General features: G+C 70.0%; 18 protein-coding genes and 1 pseudogene. 14 read left to right on the forward strand and 5 right to left on the reverse strand.

The window, feature by feature from the left end; genetic code table 11:
- Positions 1-6: 6 nt before the first annotated feature.
- The 8 genes and pseudogenes from AB3M90_RS15530 to AB3M90_RS15565 all read left to right on the forward strand — a co-directional run bounded on the left by AB3M90_RS15530 (position 7) and on the right by AB3M90_RS15565 (position 8,249).
- Positions 7-225, forward strand: coding sequence for a hypothetical protein (locus AB3M90_RS15530; RefSeq protein WP_412953643.1), 219 nt, complete (start codon positions 7-9; stop codon positions 223-225).
- 9 nt (positions 226-234) lie between these two features.
- A pseudogene (locus AB3M90_RS15535) lies at positions 235-786 on the forward strand (response regulator transcription factor); the annotation flags it as partial.
- Between the two features lie 1,872 nt (positions 787-2,658).
- Positions 2,659-3,093 carry a succinate dehydrogenase, cytochrome b556 subunit gene (gene sdhC / locus AB3M90_RS15540; protein WP_412953645.1) on the forward strand — a complete coding sequence of 145 codons (435 nt, stop codon included), beginning with the start codon at positions 2,659-2,661 and terminating at the stop codon, positions 3,091-3,093.
- A complete protein-coding gene (locus tag AB3M90_RS15545) occupies positions 3,093-3,536 on the forward strand; it encodes a succinate dehydrogenase hydrophobic membrane anchor subunit (protein ID WP_412953648.1) in 444 nt (147 codons plus the stop codon). Before sdhC ends, AB3M90_RS15545 begins: the two co-directional genes overlap by 1 nt.
- Positions 3,537-3,555: 19 nt before the next feature.
- A complete protein-coding gene (gene sdhA, locus AB3M90_RS15550; protein ID WP_412953651.1) occupies positions 3,556-5,382 on the forward strand; it encodes a succinate dehydrogenase flavoprotein subunit in 1,827 nt (608 codons plus the stop codon).
- 2 nt (positions 5,383-5,384) lie between these two features.
- Complete coding sequence (locus tag AB3M90_RS15555) at positions 5,385-6,152, forward strand: succinate dehydrogenase iron-sulfur subunit (RefSeq protein ID WP_412953652.1); 768 nt, start codon at positions 5,385-5,387, stop codon at positions 6,150-6,152.
- A 38-nt stretch (positions 6,153-6,190) separates the two neighbouring features.
- The gene (locus tag AB3M90_RS15560) at positions 6,191-7,399 is read left to right on the forward strand and encodes a YihY/virulence factor BrkB family protein (RefSeq protein ID WP_412953654.1); all 1,209 of its coding nucleotides are present in this window, start codon (positions 6,191-6,193) and stop codon (positions 7,397-7,399) included.
- A gap of 10 nt (positions 7,400-7,409) precedes the next feature.
- Positions 7,410-8,249 (forward strand): exodeoxyribonuclease III, encoded by an 840-nt coding sequence (locus tag AB3M90_RS15565; RefSeq protein WP_412953656.1) that lies wholly within the window; start codon positions 7,410-7,412, stop codon positions 8,247-8,249.
- Here AB3M90_RS15565 and AB3M90_RS15570 read toward each other — a convergent pair.
- Positions 8,237-8,887 (reverse strand): DUF4166 domain-containing protein, encoded by a 651-nt coding sequence (locus AB3M90_RS15570; protein ID WP_412953658.1) that lies wholly within the window; start codon positions 8,885-8,887, stop codon positions 8,237-8,239. The genes AB3M90_RS15565 and AB3M90_RS15570 overlap by 13 nt on opposite strands.
- A gap of 61 nt (positions 8,888-8,948) precedes the next feature.
- Here AB3M90_RS15570 and trpS point away from each other — a divergent pair, with 61 nt between their 5' ends.
- A complete protein-coding gene (gene trpS, locus AB3M90_RS15575; protein WP_412953660.1) occupies positions 8,949-9,953 on the forward strand; it encodes a tryptophan--tRNA ligase in 1,005 nt (334 codons plus the stop codon).
- Positions 9,954-9,976: 23 nt separating this feature from the next.
- Positions 9,977-10,579 (forward strand): hypothetical protein, encoded by a 603-nt coding sequence (locus AB3M90_RS15580; RefSeq protein ID WP_412953662.1) that lies wholly within the window; start codon positions 9,977-9,979, stop codon positions 10,577-10,579.
- Positions 10,580-10,590: 11 nt separating this feature from the next.
- Here AB3M90_RS15580 and pth read toward each other — a convergent pair whose 3' ends face one another.
- Positions 10,591-11,172 (reverse strand): aminoacyl-tRNA hydrolase, encoded by a 582-nt coding sequence (gene pth / locus AB3M90_RS15585; protein WP_412953664.1) that lies wholly within the window; start codon positions 11,170-11,172, stop codon positions 10,591-10,593.
- 102 nt (positions 11,173-11,274) lie between these two features.
- Positions 11,275-11,898, reverse strand: coding sequence for a 50S ribosomal protein L25/general stress protein Ctc (locus AB3M90_RS15590; RefSeq protein WP_412953666.1), 624 nt, complete (start codon positions 11,896-11,898; stop codon positions 11,275-11,277).
- A gap of 224 nt (positions 11,899-12,122) precedes the next feature.
- On the opposite strand from AB3M90_RS15590, the gene AB3M90_RS15595 reads away from it, so the two are divergent.
- Positions 12,123-12,248: a hypothetical protein gene (locus AB3M90_RS15595; protein ID WP_412953668.1), complete on the forward strand. Its 126-nt coding sequence runs from the start codon at positions 12,123-12,125 to the stop codon at positions 12,246-12,248.
- Between the two features lie 34 nt (positions 12,249-12,282).
- Here the strand turns inward: AB3M90_RS15595 and AB3M90_RS15600 are convergent, their stop codons facing one another.
- Positions 12,283-13,341: a D-2-hydroxyacid dehydrogenase gene (locus tag AB3M90_RS15600; protein WP_412953670.1), complete on the reverse strand. Its 1,059-nt coding sequence runs from the start codon at positions 13,339-13,341 to the stop codon at positions 12,283-12,285.
- A gap of 165 nt (positions 13,342-13,506) precedes the next feature.
- On the opposite strand from AB3M90_RS15600, the gene gndA reads away from it, so the two are divergent.
- Entirely contained in the window at positions 13,507-14,976 is a 1,470-nt protein-coding gene (gene gndA / locus AB3M90_RS15605) for an NADP-dependent phosphogluconate dehydrogenase (RefSeq protein ID WP_412953672.1), read from the forward strand.
- A gap of 19 nt (positions 14,977-14,995) precedes the next feature.
- On the opposite strand, the gene AB3M90_RS15610 is transcribed toward gndA, so the two are convergent.
- Positions 14,996-16,249 (reverse strand): FAD-binding oxidoreductase, encoded by a 1,254-nt coding sequence (locus tag AB3M90_RS15610; protein WP_412953674.1) that lies wholly within the window; start codon positions 16,247-16,249, stop codon positions 14,996-14,998.
- 93 nt (positions 16,250-16,342) lie between these two features.
- Between AB3M90_RS15610 and AB3M90_RS15615 the strand changes: the two genes are divergently transcribed.
- Together AB3M90_RS15615 and AB3M90_RS15620 are read left to right on the forward strand one after the other, a co-directional pair.
- Positions 16,343-17,071 (forward strand): response regulator transcription factor, encoded by a 729-nt coding sequence (locus AB3M90_RS15615; RefSeq protein WP_412953676.1) that lies wholly within the window; start codon positions 16,343-16,345, stop codon positions 17,069-17,071.
- Between the two features lie 26 nt (positions 17,072-17,097).
- Positions 17,098-18,594, forward strand: a complete 1,497-nt coding sequence (locus AB3M90_RS15620) for a sensor histidine kinase (RefSeq protein ID WP_412953679.1) — start codon at positions 17,098-17,100, stop codon at positions 18,592-18,594.
- Positions 18,595-18,798 lie beyond the last annotated feature (204 nt).

Consider the following 18,798-nt stretch of genomic DNA (forward strand, 5'->3'; position numbering starts at 1 on the left):
GGTGTCATGCTCCCTCACGATCCGCTTCATCTCTACCGTCTGCACGAGGAGCAGCTGATCCGCGAGGCGGAGGCGCGACGCCGCCAGCGCGAACACCTCCAGCAGCGAGCGCATCAGCGTCGTCTGGAGCGCGAGGCCGCACGAGCCGAGAGGCGTGCCGCTCGGGCCGGAAGGAGAGCGGGGCGAGCGCTTCTCACCCTTCTCCTCCCGGCCCGTCGCGGCTAGAATCGAGCGGTGCTGGGGCCACCGCTGACTCCGCGGGAACGCGCGGTGCTGAGCGCCGTCGAACGGCGAAGGAGCAACTCGGAGATCGCTGCCGAGATGTTCATCTCGGTGCGCACGGTCGAGAGTCACATCGCGAGCCTGCGCCGCAAGCTCGCCGCCGATTCGCGCAGCGCCCTGATCTCGGCCGCCCAGCACGAGCGCGAGACGGTCGTGGGTGTCCCCGGCAACCGTCTCCGCGGCCGAGGTCGGGATCTCGCCCGGCTGATGCCCCTCATCGCGACGAGTGCGACGGTGACGATCACGGGAACGGGAGGCGTGGGCAAGACCCGTCTCGCCCTCGAGTGCGCTCGCCTGCAGGAGGAGCGCGTTCCCGTGATCGTCGTCCTCGACCAGGCGGCCCCCGAAGACGTCGTGGGTCGCGTGGCGCGTGCGCTCGACGTCGGTTCCGTTCCCAGCAGCGATGTCACGGCGGCGATCGCCGTCGCCCTCGCCGCCCATCCGCACCTGCTGGTGCTCGACAACGCCGATCACGTCGGCGCCGCGACGGGCGAGCTCGTGGCGGCACTGCGTCTGCGCGCCCCGGAACTGGCGGTGCTGACCACGTCGCGCACCCCGCTCGGGTCCGTCGACGAGATCGTGCACGCTCTGCAGCCGCTGGCGACCGAGGGTCCGGATGCTCCCGCCGTCGCCCTCCTGCTCGACCGGATGAGCGCCACCGAGCCGACCGAGCGCGATCTACGGGCCGCGGAGGCCATCGCCTCCCGCCTCGACGGCCTGCCTCTGGCACTGGAGCTCGCGGCATCGGCCGCACGGCATCTGCCTCTGGGCGAGTTGGCCGAGCGTCTGGAGCGCGGCTTCGCGTCGCTCGATCGAGCCGCGCCCCTCGGGCGCCACCGGAGCCTCGAGACCGCGTTCGACTGGACGTGGGACCTGCTGAGCGACGCCGAGAAGAACGTCCTCTCGCGCCTGGCGGCGCTCCCGCGGACCTTCGACATGGATCTCGCCGTGGCGGTCACCGATCCCGGCGCCGAAGGCACCGTCATGCGGCTGCTCGACCGCTCGCTGATCGCGCCGTCGCTGTTCCCCGGTCGGTGGCGGCTCCTCGCCGTCCTGCGCGAGTTCGTCCTCGCACGGACCGATCCTACGCTCGTGAGCGAGGTCCTCGACGCACACGCCGAATTCGTCGACGGCGTCGCCGCCTCGTTCATCCGCACGGCCCGCACCGACGCGAGCCTCGACGCCATGATGACGTCGCACCTGCTCTGCCCCGAGGCCAACGCCGCGCTCCGCTGGTCGGTCAGCCAGCGTCTGCCCGTGGCGGTGCGGCTGGCCTCGACCCTCGCCGTCGGCGTCGAGCAGTACGGCTCCGACGTCGCCAGCATCGAGGGCCTCGTGATGGCCGCTCGCGACGAGGAGCTCCTCGCGACGGCATCCCCGCAGCAGCTCGCCGTGCTCGGCAACGCACTGGCCGTGTTCGATCTCGAACGCGTGGGCGCTCTCGCCGACCTCGCCCTCGCGAGGGCGTCGGAGACCGATCCGCACGAACTGCGCGCCGCCCACCAGCTCGCCGGCCTCGCCGCCGCATATGGCCCCGATCCCTCCGCCGCCTTCGCGCACCTCGACGTCGCGGAGCGCTTGGCGCTCGCCGACGGCGAGGCCTGGGAAGTGGCCGCGGCGCGTCAGTTCCGCGGTGTCGCGCTCCGCGCGTTGGCGGCATCCGATGCGGGCGTCGAGCTCGAGCGCGCGCTCGAGGCGTGGGAGTCGTCCATGCGGGCCTATGGCCGAGCCGGCGATCTGACGCACGTCAACAACGTGCGCTTCATGATGGCGCTGACCGCCGCCGAGACGGGCCACGATCCCGAGCGCGCCGCGAGCTGGGCCGCGGAGTGCGTCGCCTACGCCGAGTCGACCGCGAACGAGCACGAGCTCGCTCACGCCCATCTCGTGCAGGCGACCCTCGGTCACTGCGACGACGACGACCTCGCCGAGCTCCTCGCGGTGTTCCGTCGACTCGGCGATCTGCGCTGCGTCGGTCGCACCATCCTGCTGACCGCCGGACGGGCGTCCGACCTCGCGAAGCGCGCCGACCTGCTCCGGGCCGCCCTGGGCATCGCCGAGGCCGCGGGCGACACCGGGCGCCGCATCCGCACCCTCGAGATGCTGGCGGCGACGCTGCACGAGGCCGGCGACGATCCGGCGGCCCTCCTCGCTCTCGACGCGCTGGCTCAGCTGGTCGGACGCGCCGCTGCCGAGGCCGCTTGCCCCGCGGAACTCTCGGCCTCTTTCGCCGTCATCTGAAATCTCGACATCGAGATACTTAGGGTCCCCTTCGTCGCCCCCTCCCTGCGGACGGGAATAGGATGGACCGTGATCGGGCGTGCCTGACACCTGCGCGGCACGCGACCGAGTCACATCGATCCAGGGAGGACGACCGTGTCCACGAGCGCTCGCTTGACACCGTCGATTTCGGAAACCACGTCCAAGACCCCCCGCGGAACCCTCTACCGGGGTCGCGAAGGCATGTGGTCGTGGGTGCTTCACCGCATCACCGGAGTCGCCATCTTCTTCTTCCTGTTGGTGCACGTGCTCGACACGGCACTGATCCGGGTGTCGCCGGAGGCCTACGACGCCGTCATCGGCACCTACAAGAACCCGATCATGGCGCTCGGCGAGGTCGTGCTCGTCGCCGGCATCGTCTTCCACGCGATGAACGGCCTGCGCATCATCGCCGTCGACTTCTGGTCGAAGGGCGCGCGCTATCAGCGCCAGTTGTTCTGGGGCGTGCTCGCCGTCTGGGTCGTCATCATGGCCGGGTTCGTCCCGCGCCACCTCATGCTCGCGTTCGCCGGTTTCGGAGGAGGACACTGATGGCCGCGCAGACCGTCGCCGCCCCCGTCCGCCGCCCGCGCGGATTCAACCTCGAGAAGTGGGGGTGGATCTTCATGCGCGTGTCGGGCGTCGTGCTCGTCGTGCTGATCTTCGGCCACCTCTTCATCAACCTGATGGTCGGCGAGGGCATCCACGCCCTCGACTTCGCCTTCATCGCCGGCAAGTTCGCCACCCCGTTCTGGCAGTGGTGGGACGTGCTGATGCTGTGGCTCGCACTGATCCACGGCGGCAACGGCATGCGGACGATCGTCAACGACTATGTGACGAACGACAAGGCGCGCAAGGCGCTGGTCTGGGCGATCGGCCTGGCCGCCGGGCTGCTCATCGTCCTCGGCACGCTCGTCGTGTTCACGTTCGACCCCTGCCTGGGCGTGACCGAGTCGAGCACGCTGTGGGAACAGTGCCAGACACTGGGCAAGTAGAAGAGAAGGCATACGAGAAGTGACCACCCAGACCCAGGACTCCTTCGTGCGCGACGGCGTGCACTACCACCAGTTCGACATCGTGATCGTGGGCGCCGGAGGCGCCGGCATGCGCGCCGCGATCGAGGCCGGCCCCGGCGCGAAGACCGCGGTGATCTCCAAGCTGTACCCGACGCGCTCGCACACCGGCGCGGCGCAGGGCGGCATGGCGGCGGCTCTCGCGAACGTCGAGGAGGACTCCTGGGAGTGGCACACCTTCGACACGGTCAAGGGCGGCGACTACCTCGTCGACCAGGATGCCGCGGAGATCCTGGCGAAGGAGGCCATCGACGCGGTCATCGACCTCGAGAACATGGGTCTCCCCTTCAACCGCACGCCCGAGGGCAAGATCGACCAGCGCCGCTTCGGCGGGCACACGGCCGAGCACGGCAAGACGCCGGTGCGCCGCGCGTGCTACGCCGCCGACCGCACCGGCCACATGATCCTGCAGACGCTGTTCCAGAACTGCGTCAAGCTGGGCATCAACTTCTTCAACGAGTTCTACGTGCTCGACCTGCTCACGGTGAAGGATGCCGCGGGCAAGACGCTGATCGCGGGCGTGGTCGCCTACGATCTCGCGACCGGCGAGCTGCACGTCTTCCAGTCCAAGGCGGTGATCTTCGCGACCGGCGGCTTCGGCAAGATCTTCAAGACGACATCCAACGCGCACACGCTGACCGGCGACGGCGTCGGCATCGTCTGGCGTAAGGGCCTCCCCCTCGAAGACCTCGAGTTCTTCCAGTTCCACCCGACCGGTCTCGCCGGTCTCGGCATCCTCCTCACGGAGGGCGCACGAGGCGAGGGCGCGATCCTGCGCAACGCCTCGGGCGAGCGGTTCATGGAGCGCTACGCCCCGACGATCAAAGACCTCGCGCCCCGCGACATCGTCGCCCGCTGCATGGTGCAGGAGGTCGCGGAAGGTCGAGGCGCCGGCCCGCACAAGGACTACGTGCTGCTGGACTGCACCCACCTGGGCGCCGAGGTGCTCGAGACCAAGCTCCCCGACATCACCGAGTTCGCGCGCACCTACCTGGGCGTCGACCCGGTCGTCGAGCCCGTGCCGGTCATGCCCACCGCGCACTACGCCATGGGCGGCATCCCGACCAACAACAACGGCGAGGTGCTGGCCGACAACGACACGGTCGTCCCCGGTCTCTACGCCGCCGGCGAGTGCGCCTGCGTGTCGGTTCACGGCGCCAACCGTCTCGGCACGAACTCGCTGCTGGACATCAACGTCTTCGGCAAGCGCAGCGGCCGCAACGCGGTCGAGTACGTCAAGACCGCCGAGTTCGTGCCGCTCCCCGAGAACCCGGCGGGCTTCGTCTCCGAGATGATCGAGGGCCTCCGCGAGAACCAGGGAACCGAGCGCATCGCCGTGCTGCGCAAGACGCTGCAGGACGAGATGGACAAGGGCGCGCAGGTGTTCCGCACGCACGACTCGCTGCAGCACGTGCTCGGCGTCATCGCCGAGCTGCGCGAGCGCTACAAGAACATCCACGTCGACGACAAGGGCAAGCGCTTCAACACCGACCTCCTCGAGGCCGTGGAGCTGGGCTTCCTGCTCGACATCGCCGAGGTCGTCGTCTACGCCGCGCAGAACCGGGAGGAGAGCCGCGGCGGCCACATGCGCGACGACTTCCCGAAGCGCGACGACGACAACTACATGAAGCACACGATGGCCTACCTCACCGGAGACGCGCACTCCTCCGACCCGAGCGACCACATCCGGCTCGACTGGAAGCCCGTCGTGTTCACGAAGAACGACCAGGGCGAGTTCAACTACCCGCCGATGGAGAGGAAGTACTGAGCATGTCCACCGCCGTCGCCGAAGCCCCCGCGGACACCACCGCCGAGACCGGCATCCAGTCGTTCATCGTCACCTTCAACATCCGCCGGTTCGACCCGGAGGTCGACGCCGAGCCGCACTGGGTCGACTACGACGTGGAGCTGTACTCGACCGACCGCGTGCTCGACGCCCTGCACAAGATCAAGTGGGAGGTCGACGGCTCGCTGACCTTCCGGCGCTCGTGCGCCCACGGCATCTGCGGTTCCGACGCCATGCGCATCAACGGCCGCAACCGCCTGGCGTGCAAGACCCTCATCAAGGACCTCGACATCTCGAAGCCGATCTACGTCGAGGCCATCAAGGGCCTGCCGCTCGAGAAGGACCTCGTCGTCGACATGGAGCCCTTCTTCGCCTCGTACCGCGACGTGCAGCCGTTCCTCGTGGCGAACTCCGTGCCGGAGAAGGGCAAGGAGCGCGTGCAGTCGATCGTCGATCGCGAGATCTTCGACGACACCACCAAGTGCATCCTCTGCGCGGCCTGCACCTCGTCGTGCCCCGTGTTCTGGACCGACGGACAGTACTTCGGTCCGGCCGCGATCGTCAACGCGCACCGCTTCATCTTCGACTCGCGCGACGACAACGCCGACGTCCGCCTCGACATCCTCAACGACAAGGAGGGCGTGTGGCGCTGCCGCACGACCTTCAACTGCTCGGAGGCCTGCCCGCGCGGCATCGAGGTCACGAAGGCGATCGCCGAGGTCAAGCAGGCGGTGCTGCGCGGCCGCCCCTGAGCACGCGCCGTCGCTCCCTGCGCGGATAAGGTGGGGAGGTGCCCCGCCCCGGTGACGCCCCGATCGAATCGGGTCGACTCGATGTCGCCGTCGAGCGTGCCACCGCGTTGACGCAGCGGACGCTGGCGCTGTTCCCGGTGCGCGTGTGGCGCCACTTCCTGCAGAACAACGGCTTCCTGCTCGCCGCCGGCGTGAGCTACCAGGCGCTGTTCGCGATCTTCGCCGCGATCTACCTGGCCTTCGCCGTCGCCGGGCTCTGGCTGGGCGGCAGCACCGACGCGGTCGACGCCATGATCGACCTCGTCAACAGCTACATCCCGAATCTGATCGCCCCCGACAGCCGCGTCGTGACGCCGGAGCAGGTGCAGGAGATCGCGTCGGGAACGACCGGGGTGCTCAGCGTCACCGGGCTGATCGCGCTCGGGACGGTCGTCTGGACGGCCATCGGCTGGGTGACGTTCTCGCGGCGCGCCGTGCGCGACATCTTCGGCCTCGAGCCCGATCAGCGCAGCTACGTGCTGCTGAAGGCGAGGGATCTCCTCGCTGCGCTGATCTTCGGCGTCGCGTTGATCGTCGGCGCCGTCCTCAGCTCCGCCAGCGCCGCGGTGCTCAGCTGGATCCTCGCGATGCTGGGTTGGGACGGCGGATCGGAGGGTCTCAATCTCGGCATCCGGATCGGCACCGTCGCCGTCTCCTTGGGGCTGATGTCGGCCGCGCTGGCCGCCATGGTGCGCTTTCTCACCGGGACCTCGCTGCGGTGGAGGATCATCGCGCCCGGCGCCCTGCTCGGCGGCGCCGCCATGACGGTGCTCCAGTTCGGGGCCGGGTTCCTGCTGGGCTACACGCCGACGAATCCGCTTCTGGCCACGTTCGCCATCTTCATCGGCCTGCTCCTGTGGTTCCGCGTCAACGGGGTCGTCATGCTCGTCGCCGCCTCCTGGATCGCCGTGGCCGCCGCGGACCGCGACCTGCCGCTGCTGCGACTGAACGAGGCGGAGCGCCGTGCGGCCGAGCACGAGGCCCTCGTGACGGCGGCGCGGATCCGCGTGCGCGATGCGCGCGTCGCCCGCGCGACAGCACCGTGGCACCGCTCGTGGAGCACCGGGCGGTCGCTGAGGATCGCCGAGGCCGAGCTGCGCGAGCTGGAGGCCTCTCCCCCTCCCCCCGCGCCGGCGAAAGGCATCCTCGCTCGGCGCCTGGCGACCGAGCGGCACTCCCCGAGAGGCGATGTCCCCGGCCCTCGTTAGGCTGGGAGGCATGCCCCACCTGCGCATCGCGACCGTCAACGTCAACGGGATCCGAGCGGCCGCTCGCAACGGAATGAGCACCTGGCTCGACGCCGCCGACATCGACATCCTGACCCTCCAGGAGGTCCGCGGACAAGACGAGCACATCGAGGCGGCGCTCCCCGGTTGGTCGTTCGTCCACGACGAGGCCTTGGCGAAAGGGCGGGCCGGTGTCGCGATCGCGAGCCGCACTCCCGCGCTGGCGTCGCGCACCGATTTCGGCCCGGTCGACTTCGATTCGCAGGGCCGGTGGATCGAGGCCGACTTCCTGATCGGCGACCGGCCGCTCACGGTGGTCAGCGCCTACGTGCATTCCGGCGAGGCCGACACGCCGAAGCAGGACGAGAAGTGGAAGTTCCTCGACGCCTTCGAGGCGCGGCTGGCGTCGCTCGGAACCGAGGGCGCGCTCGCACTCGTCACGGGCGACCTCAACGTGGGCCATCGCGAGCTCGACATCAAGAACTGGCGCGGCAACCGCACCAAGGCCGGCTTCCTGCCCCGGGAACGCGGCTACTTCGATCGCTTCCTCGGCGCGGCCGGAACGCAGGTCACCGGAGTCGACGGTTCGGTCGGCACGGGACTCGGGTGGGTCGACGTCGGACGACGCTTCCACGGCGAGGTCGAGGGTCCCTACACCTGGTGGTCGATGCGGGGGAAGGCGTTCGACAACGATTCCGGGTGGCGCATCGACTATCACCTCGCGACTCCGGCGCTCGCGGAACGGGTGGAGGCGTATCAGGTCGTCCGGGCTGCCGCCTACGATCAGCGGTGGAGTGATCACGCGCCCGTGGTCGTCGACTACCGCTCCTGATTTCCGGCGTCCGCATAGCGGTACCAGCCGCGGTACTCCAGGACGGTCCCGACGATCGGGTTGCGGGCGCGCATCGCGATCGTGCGTCGACGTGCTCGGTCGTCCCAGCCGTCCACCAGGTCCACGTGCACGCTGAGAGGCCCCCGCAACCAGAATCGGCGCCCGGCGATCCGCAGCGCCACGCGACGGGTCTGCATCCGGAGAGATCCGTCGGCGGTGACGCTGCACTCCTCGATGAGCTCGACACGCCCGCGGGCGCCCAGGAGGTTGCGCACCAGCCCCGGGTGCACACTCGCCGTGAGGCGGTCGACGATGTGCTGCGTCGCACCCGGGAAGCGGAACTCCCGCGAGGTGTCGAGCGTCGGACGACCGGCCGCCGAGCGCCCGGAGCGCATGGTCAGAGTGAAGGGCACGTTCTGCCCGAACCGCGACACCAGCATCCGCGGCCCGACCAGCGGCGACGCGAGGCCGGCGAGTCGACCGAATCGGCTTCCCGCCACCTGGAAGACCCCCTCCGCGGTGTCTTCCGCACGGGGAGCGCGCATCTGGGCCAGGATCTCGGGGTGGAGCCGGTGCGCATCGGCTCCGAGCGCCGCCAGGAAGACCGCTCCTCGCGCCGTCGGCCTGGTCTGCGTCATGCCGCCAGCGTAGGCGATGGGGCAGGCCGGGCGGGGCCGGGCGTCCGCATAGGATTGACGGGTGACGAAACCTCGCCTCTACTCCGGAATGCAGCCCTCCGCCGACTCCCTCCAGATCGGCAACTACATCGGAGCGCTTCTGCAGTGGCGTGAGCTGCAGACGTCGTACGACGCCTTCTTCTCGGTCGTCGATCTGCATGCGCTCACGGTTGCGCAAGATCCGAAGGAGCTGCGCGAGAAGACCCGCCGCACCGCCGCGCAGTACATCGCGGCCGGGATCGAGCCATCGCAGTCGACCCTCTACGTGCAGTCGCACGTGCGGGCGCACGCCGAGCTCGCCTGGATCCTCAGCACGATCACGGGCTTCGGCGAGGCCGGGCGCATGACGCAGTTCAAAGACAAATCGGCCCGCTACGGCCAGGATGCCACCAGCGTCGGACTGTTCACCTACCCGGTGCTGATGGCGGCGGACATCCTGCTCTATCAGACCGACGTCGTCCCCGTCGGCGACGACCAGAAGCAGCACGTCGAGCTCACCCGCGACCTCGCGGAGCGGTTCAACACGCGCTTCGGCACGACCTTCACCGTTCCGCTGCCGGTGATCCAGAAGGAGACCGCGCGCATCTACGACCTCCAGAACCCGACGTCGAAGATGTCGAAGTCGGCGGAGAGCGATGCGGGCGTCCTCTGGATGCTCGACGATCCGGCGAAGTCGGCGAAGAAGATCATGCGGGCGGTGACCGACAACGAGGGTTCCGTGCGGTTCGACCGGGAGGCCAAGCCGGGCGTCTCGAACCTGCTGACGATCTACGCGGCCCTCACCGGCCGGCAGGTCGCCGCGATCGAGGACGAGTACGCGGGTCGGGGCTACGGCGATTTCAAGAAGGGTCTCGCCGAAGTGGTGGTGAGCGAGTTCGAGCCGGTTCGCGCGCGCGCGCTGGAGCTGCTCGCCGACCCCGCCGAGCTCGACCGCATCCTCGCCGAGAACGCCGGACGGGCGGATGCCGTCGCCGACGCGACGCTGTCGGATGTGTACGACCGGGTGGGCCTGCTCCGCCGCGTCTGAGCGCGTGAGGACCGGCCCCTAGGATGGGGGGCGTGACCGATCCGCAGTTCCCGCCTCCGTTCCCGCCGCAGGCTCCGCCGCCCCCGCCCGCGTATCCGGTCCGGTCTGCGCAGGGTGCACCCGCGATGCCGACGCCCGGGCCGGCTGCGCACCCCGTGGCCGCGCCTCCCGGCGCGTACCAGGTGCCGTTCGGCGGGTACGGGACGCCGGCGGGGGTCGACGTCCGGCCCGCGCAGGGTTCGCGGGGCCCGGGCTTCCTCGGCCTCCTCGCCCTGATCCTCGCCGTCGTCGCAGCCGTCGTCATCCCGATCATCGCCGGAGTCGCCGGATTCGAGATCGGACGCCGGCTTCCGGAGGGCCTCACGACGACCACCGATGATGTCCTCACCATCCTCTCGCCCGCCCGCGATCAGGTGCTGTGGGCGGAGCTGTCGTTCTGGACGGGCACGGTCCTCGGTGTCGCGGCGATCGTCATCGGCATCATCGCCATCCGCAAGAGGCTCGGCCGCGGCCCGGGGATCGGCGCGGTGGTCGTGGCCGCGGTCGCGCCGATGATCTTCTTCGTCGTGCTGCCGATCGCGTTCTCCACGGGGAGCGCGGCGGGATTCGTCGGCCTCTCCGCCTGAGCACCGCCCGCTCAGCGAGGCGCGTGGTGCTTCTGCTGAGCGGCCAGGAGCCCCTCGGCGACGAGCAGCTCGACCGCGTCCGCGGCATCCGACACGAGGATCGGCAGGGTGGCGCGCTCGTCCTTGCCGAACGGCGCGAGCACCCAGTCGGCCGGGTCCTGGCGGCCGACCGGTCGGCCGATGCCGACCCGCACCCGCGGGAAGTCGGCCGTCCCGAGCGCGCGGGCGACGTCGCGTACGCCGTTGTGCCCGCCGTGACCGCCGCCGACCTTGAGCTTGACCGTGTCGAACGGGATGTCGAGCTCGTCGTGCACGACGATGATCCGCTCGGCGGGAACCGAGAAGAACCGCGCGAGCGCGGCCACGGGCGCCCCTGAGACGTTCATGAACGTGTTCGGTTCGGCGAGGACCAGCTTGTCGGCGCCCGGGCGCAGCCACGTCTCGATCACACGCGCCCCGGCCTTGTGCTCGCGAAACGACTCGCCGCGGCGTGCGGCGATCTCGTCGACCACCATCTGACCCACGTTGTGCCGGGTGCTCTCGTAGCGCGGCCCCGGATTGCCCAGGCCCACCACCAGCCAGGTGGATGACATGTCTTCTCGTCCTTTCGCGCCGGTCCCGCGAGGGACTCGGTCAGGATACGACGGAGGGGACGCGATCGGATCGCGTCCCCTCCGGGGTGAGTCAGACGGAGGTCACTCCGCGGCGTCCTCCTGGGCGGCCTCGGCCTCGGTCTCGCCCTCGGCGGGCTCCTCGGCCGTGGTGTCCTCTTCGAGCTCGAGCACCGGAACCGAGATCGCGACGACGAGCGTCTCAGGATCGGTCAGCAGCGACGAGCCCTGCGGGAGGGCCACGTCGGCCGCGGTGATGTGCGCGCCCTCTTCGAGGCCCTCGACGGAGACCTCGATGTTCTGCGGGATGTGCGTCGCCTCGGCCTCGATCGACAGCGTGGTGGCGTCGAGGTTGGCGATGGTGCCCGCGAAGGACTCGCCCACGAGCACGACCGGAACGTCGATGGTGACCTTCTCGCCCTTCCTCACGACGAGCAGGTCGATGTGCTCGATGATCTGGTGCACCGGGTCCTTCTGCACGTCCTTGACCAGGGCGAGCTGAGCCTTGCCCTCGATGTCGAGCTCGAGCAGCGCGTTGGCGCGGCGGATGATCAGCGAGACCTGGTGGCCCGGGAGCGCGACGTGCACCGGCTCGGTGCCGTGGCCGTAGATCACGGCGGGGATCTTGCCGGCAGCGCGCAGGCGACGGGCGAAGCCCTTGCCGAAGCTCTCGCGGAGCTCGGCGTGGACCTTGGTGTCTTCGGACATGAGGTTCTCCTTCGGGGCACGCAGCGAAGGCGCCGCGCGGTGGTCTTGGAATTGTGGGCTCGAACGCAGACGCGTGAGGAAAGCCACCGGGCTTGCTTCGCCGCGTCGATAACGGATGTCCGCGCACGCGCAGAAGCATCCCTCGCCGAGGTACAGATCAATGGTACCGGATGACCCGATAGGCTGAAGACACCGGTCCTCATCTGCAGATCACGGAGATTCCCATGCTCGACGGCGCCTTCCTCTCGCACGTAATCCTCTGGCTGATCGGTGCGATGACCGTCTGCGCCGTCGTCGGCAGCTTCGCGGCCCTGTTCTCCATGGGACGCTCCGGCTACCGCAAGGACTGACGACTTCGATCCGACCCGGCATCCGCCGAACGGGTCAATAGAACTCGACCGTGTCGACCACGGCGCGCAGCGGCTGATCATCCAGAAGGCGCGCGGCGTTCTCGGCGAAACGGCGCGCGATGCGCTCCTCCTCCTTCGAGCTGAGCGCCGCCGTGTGCGGACTGACGAGGACGCTCGGATGCGTCCACAGCGGGGATGCCGCGTCGAGCGGCTCGTTCTCGAAGACGTCGAGCCCGGCGAACGAGATGCGCCCGTCGTCGAGCGCCGCCAGAAGCGCCGCTTCGTCGACCACGCTGCCCCGCCCGACGTTGGTGAGGATCGCCCCCGGCTTCACCGCCTCCAGTGCGTCGGTTCCGATGAGGTGGCGCGTCTGGTCGGTGCCAGGGAGCGTGACCACGATCGCGTCGACCTCGCGCACGGCATCGACGAGACGGTCGAGCGGCACGAGCCGATCGACGCCGTCGACCGGCTCACCGGAGCGGGTCGTGCCCCACACCCGGGCGCCGAGAGCGGCGAAGCGGCGCGCGCACTCCGCTCCGATCCCGCCGAGCCCGACCACCAGCACGGTCATCTCATCGATCTGACGCATCTCCCAGCGGTCGGGCCAGGTGCGACGGCGCTGATCGGCGAGCAGGCGCGGAAGCCCCTTCGCCCCCGCCAGCACGGCGAAGACGGCGAACTCGGCGAGCGTGCCCCCGTGCACCCCGGCACTGGTGGTGAACACGACGCGATCGAGGTCGGTGCGGTCGAGGCCCGCCGCCTTCACCGTGCTGCCGCCTCCTGCCGCGGTGGTCATCACCCAGCGCAGGCGGGGATTGGCTCTCACCGTCCGTGCCAGCGCGGCGGCATCGACGTCGGGGATGCCGAAGAGGACATCGGCCGAGTCGACCATCTCGTCGAAAGCCTTCTGCTGCACGTCGGTGCGCCGGTGGGCGGGGTCGCCGGTCCAGTCGGCGGGCCCACGCATCGGAGGCATCAGGTCGTGATCGCGCACGACCTCCAGGCGGGGTTCCAGCTCTTCGATCAGAGCGCACAGCTCCTCGGGCAGGGGCACGGCCACGACGGCGCGCAGCCTCTTCTCGATCTCGGTCATGCGGATCCTCCTCGAACGTCTCGACTCGACCAGCGTAGGGGCCCGTCGTCGCCCGCCCGGTCGTCCGGCCTTCACATGCCGACGCGAAGGCGACACGCGTGCGCGGCGCGCATCGTCACAGCGATACGCTGAACGCACCCCTTCTTCACGATCGAGGAGCTTTCCGTGCCCGAAGCATCAGCGAACATCGGAGTCGTCGGACTCGCCGTCATGGGTTCGAACCTTGCCCGCAACCTCGCCAGCCGCGAGGGGAACACCGTGGCGATCTTCAACCGCAGCTACGAGAAGACGCAGACGCTGCTCGATGACCACCCCGAGGCCGGCTTCGTCCCGACGTCGACCTACCAGGAGTTCGCCGATGCGCTGCAGAAGCCGCGCACGGCGATCATCATGGTCAAGGCCGGTGGCGCGACGGATGCCGTCATCGACTCGCTGGTCGAGGTCTTCGAGCCGGGCGACATCATCGTCGACGGCGGCAACGCCTACTTCCCCGACACGATCCGCCGCGAGAAGACGGTCCGCGAGACGGGCATCAACTTCGTCGGCGCGGGCATCTCGGGCGGCGAGGAGGGCGCGCTCACCGGCCCGTCGATCATGCCCGGCGGGTCTGATGAATCGTGGATCACTCTCGGACCGATCCTGAAGTCCATCGCCGCCGTCGCCGAGGGCGAGGCCTGCGTGACGCACGTCGGCCACGACGGCGCCGGCCACTTCGTCAAGATGGTGCACAACGGCATCGAGTACGCCGACATGCAGCTGATCGCCGAGGCCTACGACCTCATCCGACGTGGCACCGGCAAGACGCCGGCGGAGATCGCCGAAATCTTCGCGGAGTGGAACCGGGGCGAACTCGAGTCGTACCTGATCGAGATCACCGCCGAGGTGCTGCGTCAGGTGGATGCCGAGACCGGCAAGCCGCTCGTCGACGTCATCCTCGATCAGGCCGGAGCCAAGGGCACCGGCGCGTGGACCGTCCAGACCGCGCTCTCGCTCGGCGTCCCCGTGTCGGGCATCGCCGAGGCCACGTTCGCACGCTCGCTCTCGTCGCACCCCGAGCAGCGCGCGGCCGCCGCGGCGCTGCCCGGCCCCGACGACCTCCGAGAGGGTCAGGGACCCGCCTTCGAGGTGACCGACGAAGACGGTTTCATCGAAGACGTCCGTCTCGCCCTCTACGCGTCGAAGATCGTCGCCTACTCGCAGGGCTTCGACGAGATCCGCGCGGGAGCCGCCGAGTACGGCTGGAACATCGATCTCGGCGCCATCTCCAAGATCTGGCGCGGCGGCTGCATCATCCGCGCGCAGTTCCTCAACCGCATCGCCGAGGCCTACGCCGAGACGCCCGACCTGCCGGTGCTGATGGCGGCGCCGTACTTCGCCGAGGCGCTCACCCGCGGGCAGGCGTCGTGGCGCCGGGTCGTCGTCACGGCGGCGCAGTCGGGCATCCCGGCTCCGGCCTTCTCATCGTCGCTGTCGTACTACGACGGCATCCGCGCCGATCGGCTCCCGGCCGCGCTCGTGCAGGGTCAGCGCGACTTCTTCGGCGCGCACACCTACCGTCGCATCGACAAGGAGGGCACCTTCCACACGCTGTGGTCGGGCGACCGCACCGAGATCGAGGCGGAAGACACGCACTGATCGCGCGGACCCGCAGACGTCAGGCGACGATGTTGTGGTTGCGCCGGAAGACGTTCTGCGGGTCCCACCGGCTCTTGATCTCGCGCAGACGCGCGTAGGCCTCCCGCGTGAACATGCCCGGCACCGCGTCGGGCCGTTCCGTGTCGGCGAAGTTGCCGTACTCGGCGGTCCGACGGGATCGGATCGCCTGCCAGTCGGCGTCGATCGCGGCCCGCGTCTCGTCGTCGACGAGATCCGGCAGGTCGAACGCCCCCACCAGTACGAACCAGCGCGCCGACCGCGCCGGGAACGGGGTGGCCTCCTGTGGCACGTCTCCGAACGCCCCGCCCAGCGAACGGAGGAAGACGACGGATGCCGGATACGCGCGGCGGAACGCGAGCAGCCGCTCGATCAGCTCGTCGTCGAGGTCGGCGTAGAGACCGTTTCCCCCGAGGAACCCGGGTGGGGACTGCTGCTCCTCGCCCTCCGGCTGCGGCATCTCCAGCAGCACGTCGCGGTATGCGGGTGCGGTGACCTCGGTCGTCACCCCGTCGAGCGCCGACACCGGCTCGAGCGCCGCGCGCAGAGCCTCGGGTTCGGGCGCGGCCCAGACCGCGCTCAGACGGGCCCCTGCGGGGGCGCTCGGATCCATCGGCGGCACGTCCATGAAGGTGACCGTCAGCTCGCGCGGAGCATCGCGCAGGAGATCGCGCGTCGCGCGCAGCACCGGGGCGGCGTCGCCGTCGACCACGCTCTCGGCGAAAGCGATGCCCGGCGCCGGGTGCGCCGCGAAGTCGAAGCGCGTGACGACGCCGAAGTTGCCCCCGCCCCCGCGCAGCGCCCAGAACAGGTCGGGATGCGTCTCGGCTGAGGTCTCGACGATCTCGCCGCTCGCGGTCACGAGCTGGGCGCCGATGAGCTGATCGACGGCCAGTCCCCACGCCCGCACCATCCAGCCGACGCCGCCGCCGAGGGTGAGGCCGCCGACGCCGACGGAGGCGGTGTCTCCCGAGCTGAGGGCGAGACCCTGCGCGGCGAGGGCGGTCGCCACGTCCCCCCACACCGCACCGCCGCCGACCCGCACCGTCGTGCCGTCGACCTCGATCGTCGCCAGTCCGCCCAGCTCGAGTCGGATGCCGGCCGGGTCGGCGTCGTGCGACCACGGGCCGTGCCCGCCCGAGACCACGGTGAGGGGCAGTCCGTTCTCGGCCGCGTCGCGCACGACGACGGCGACCTCTTCGGGCGTGGTGGGACGATGGAGGGAGGACGCACGAGCGTCGCTGCTGTCGGTCATGGCGCCAGGGTAGTCGCAGCATCCGACATCGCACCCAGCCAACCCATAGTCGCTTCCATAGAAATCCCATAGGAGATTCCGCAGAATGGTCGCATGACCACCGCTCTGCCCGATCTCCGCCGCCCCGACGGCTCTCCCCTGCGCATCCTCGCCGTCGACGACGAGCAGATGCTCACCGATCTCCTCGCCATGGCCCTGCGCATGGAGGGCTGGGAGGTGCGCACCGCATCGTCCGGGCTCGAGGCGCTGCAGGTCGCGCGCGACTTCGAACCCGACGCGCTCGTGCTCGACATCATGATGCCCGACCTCGACGGGATGGCCGTGCTCAAGCGCCTCCGAGAGGCCGGCAGCCTGGTGCCCGTCCTCTTCCTCACCGCGAAGGACGCCGTGGGCGACCGCGTCGCGGGCCTCACCGCCGGAGGAGACGACTACGTCACCAAGCCCTTCAGCCTGGAGGAGGTCATCGCCCGGCTGCGGGCGATCATCCGCCGCACCGGGCACGCCACGGCGGACGACGGGCAGTCGATCCTCCGCGTCGCCGACCTCACCCTCAACGAGGACAGCCACGAGGTGATCCGCGACGGCGTCGAGATCGAGCTCACCGCCACCGAGTTCGAGCTCCTCCGCTACCTCATGCGCAACGAACGCCGGGTGCTGTCGAAGGCGCAGATCCTCGACCGGGTGTGGAGCTACGACTTCGGCGGCAAGTCGTCGGTCGTCGAGCTCTACATCTCGTACCTGCGCAAGAAGATCGACGCCGGTCGCACCCCGCTCCTCCACACCGTGCGCGGCGTCGGCTACATGATCAAGGCGCCGCAGTGAGCCCTGCGGCGATGACGCGGCGGCCGATGAGCCTGCAGACGCGGCTGATGACCGCGGTGATCGGGTTCGTGTCGCTCATCCTCGTCATCGTCGCGATCATCACCAGTGCGACGCTCGGGCGGACGCTGGAGGACCAGCTCGATGAGAAGGTGAGCAGCAACGCGCATCAGCTGGTGCGCGTGACCCAGGCGTTCGCGCCGTCGTCCGCCACGGCGCGGAACATCCTGACGGGCCCGCTGGCCCCTCCCGTCGGCGTGCTCTTCGTGGTCTCGAGCCCCGTCACCGGGTACAGCGGCGCCGTCGTCGAGAGCTCCGCCGGCGACGAGCTCACCGGGACTCTCGAAGCTCTCACCGAGACGCAGATGGCCGAGGTCGCGGCGGCGCTGAGGGACTCCTCGGTGGCGACGGTCGCACTGACCGACCTCGGGTCGTACCGCATCATGGCGCTCCCGGCAGACAACGGGGTGCTCGTCGTCACCGGCCTCCCCCGCGACGACATCCAGAGCCAGCTCACGCAGCTGCTCACGGTGATCGCGCTCGCCACCATCGGTGGTCTGATCCTGCTGGCGCTCACGACGGCGATCACCATCCGGGTGGGCCTTCGCCCGCTGCGCGCGGTCGCCTCCACGGCGACACGGGTCGCGAACCAGCAGCTCGATCGGGGCGAGGTGTCGATCACCGAGCGCGTTCCGGCATCCGAGGCCGATCCACGCACCGAGACGGGGCTGGTCGGCGCGTCGCTGAACACGCTTCTCGACCATGTCGACGCGTCGCTCGCGGCGCGGCAGAAGAACGAGGAGCAGATGCGACGGTTCGTGGCCGATGCCAGCCACGAGCTCCGCACGCCCCTCGCGTCGATCCGCGGCTACTCCGAGCTGTCGTTGCGCGCCCTCCGCCAGGGCGGGGCGGACGACGCCGGCGCGATCGAGAGCACGACGTCGTCGCTGGAGCGCATCCAGGCGCAGTCGCTGCGGATGACCCGCCTCGTCGAGGACCTCCTGCTGCTCGCGCGACTCGACGAGGGGCGCGAGCTCATCTACGGCACGGTGGACCTCGCCCAGCTCGCCCTGGAGGGACTGTCGGATGCGCGCCCGACGGCGGCCGACCATCACTGGGTGATCGAGGTGCCCGACGAACCGGTCACGATCGTCGGAGATGCCGGACGCATCCACCAGGTCATCGCCAACCTGCTCGCGAATGCGCGCACGCACACGCCCGCGGGCACGACCATCACGCTCGCCGTCACCCGCGAGGGCGAGGAGGCCGTGCTGCGCGTGCACGACGACGGCCCGGGCATCGATCCGGCCCTTCGCGACGAGCTCTTCGCCCGCTTCGCCCGGGGCGACAGCTCGCGAGCGCGACAGACCGGCGGCACCGGACTGGGGCTGGCGATCGTCAAGGCGATCGTCGAGGGGCACGGCGGAGACATCTCGGTCGCCAGCGAGCCGGGCGACAGCACGTTCACGGTCCGCCTCCCCGTCACGCCGGCGAATCCGAGCCCGGCGGCCGAGCCGGAAGACTGAGCGCCAGAGGCCGGGGCTCGAAGCTTGAGCCCGAGGCTTGAGCCCCGAGGTCGGCGGGCGGCGCGGGCCGGCGGGGCGCGGGCTTGGGCCGGCGGGCGGTGTTGCACCTGTCGGGCGAACGTACCGATGTCGGGAGATATCGGCCGTACAGCCCGGCATCCGGTCGATCACCCGACAGACGTGACGGCCCCGAGCCGCGGCAGA

Source organism: Microbacterium martis, assembly GCF_047246685.1.
Classification (GTDB): Bacteria; Actinomycetota; Actinomycetes; order Actinomycetales; family Microbacteriaceae; genus Microbacterium.

What these genes read in the sequence shown, in the direction of transcription:
- AB3M90_RS15595 (WP_412953668.1), top strand. Translation starts at nt 12,123, where the DNA reads ATGCTCGACGGCGCCTTCCTCTCGCACGTAATCCTCTGGCTGATCGGT.
- AB3M90_RS15565 (WP_412953656.1), top strand. Translation starts at nt 7,410, where the DNA reads ATGCCCCACCTGCGCATCGCGACCGTCAACGTCAACGGGATCCGAGCG.
- AB3M90_RS15570 (WP_412953658.1), bottom strand. Translation starts at nt 8,887, where the DNA reads ATGACGCAGACCAGGCCGACGGCGCGAGGAGCGGTCTTCCTGGCGGCG.
- AB3M90_RS15590 (WP_412953666.1), bottom strand. Translation starts at nt 11,898, where the DNA reads ATGTCCGAAGACACCAAGGTCCACGCCGAGCTCCGCGAGAGCTTCGGC.
- AB3M90_RS15610 (WP_412953674.1), bottom strand. Translation starts at nt 16,249, where the DNA reads ATGACCGACAGCAGCGACGCTCGTGCGTCCTCCCTCCATCGTCCCACC.
- AB3M90_RS15530 (WP_412953643.1), top strand. Translation starts at nt 7, where the DNA reads ATGCTCCCTCACGATCCGCTTCATCTCTACCGTCTGCACGAGGAGCAG.
- AB3M90_RS15600 (WP_412953670.1), bottom strand. Translation starts at nt 13,341, where the DNA reads ATGACCGAGATCGAGAAGAGGCTGCGCGCCGTCGTGGCCGTGCCCCTG.
- AB3M90_RS15620 (WP_412953679.1), top strand. Translation starts at nt 17,098, where the DNA reads ATGAGCCTGCAGACGCGGCTGATGACCGCGGTGATCGGGTTCGTGTCG.
- AB3M90_RS15545 (WP_412953648.1), top strand. Translation starts at nt 3,093, where the DNA reads ATGGCCGCGCAGACCGTCGCCGCCCCCGTCCGCCGCCCGCGCGGATTC.
- pth (WP_412953664.1), bottom strand. Translation starts at nt 11,172, where the DNA reads ATGTCATCCACCTGGCTGGTGGTGGGCCTGGGCAATCCGGGGCCGCGC.
- AB3M90_RS15555 (WP_412953652.1), top strand. Translation starts at nt 5,385, where the DNA reads ATGTCCACCGCCGTCGCCGAAGCCCCCGCGGACACCACCGCCGAGACC.
- AB3M90_RS15580 (WP_412953662.1), top strand. Translation starts at nt 9,977, where the DNA reads ATGGGGGGCGTGACCGATCCGCAGTTCCCGCCTCCGTTCCCGCCGCAG.
- AB3M90_RS15615 (WP_412953676.1), top strand. Translation starts at nt 16,343, where the DNA reads ATGACCACCGCTCTGCCCGATCTCCGCCGCCCCGACGGCTCTCCCCTG.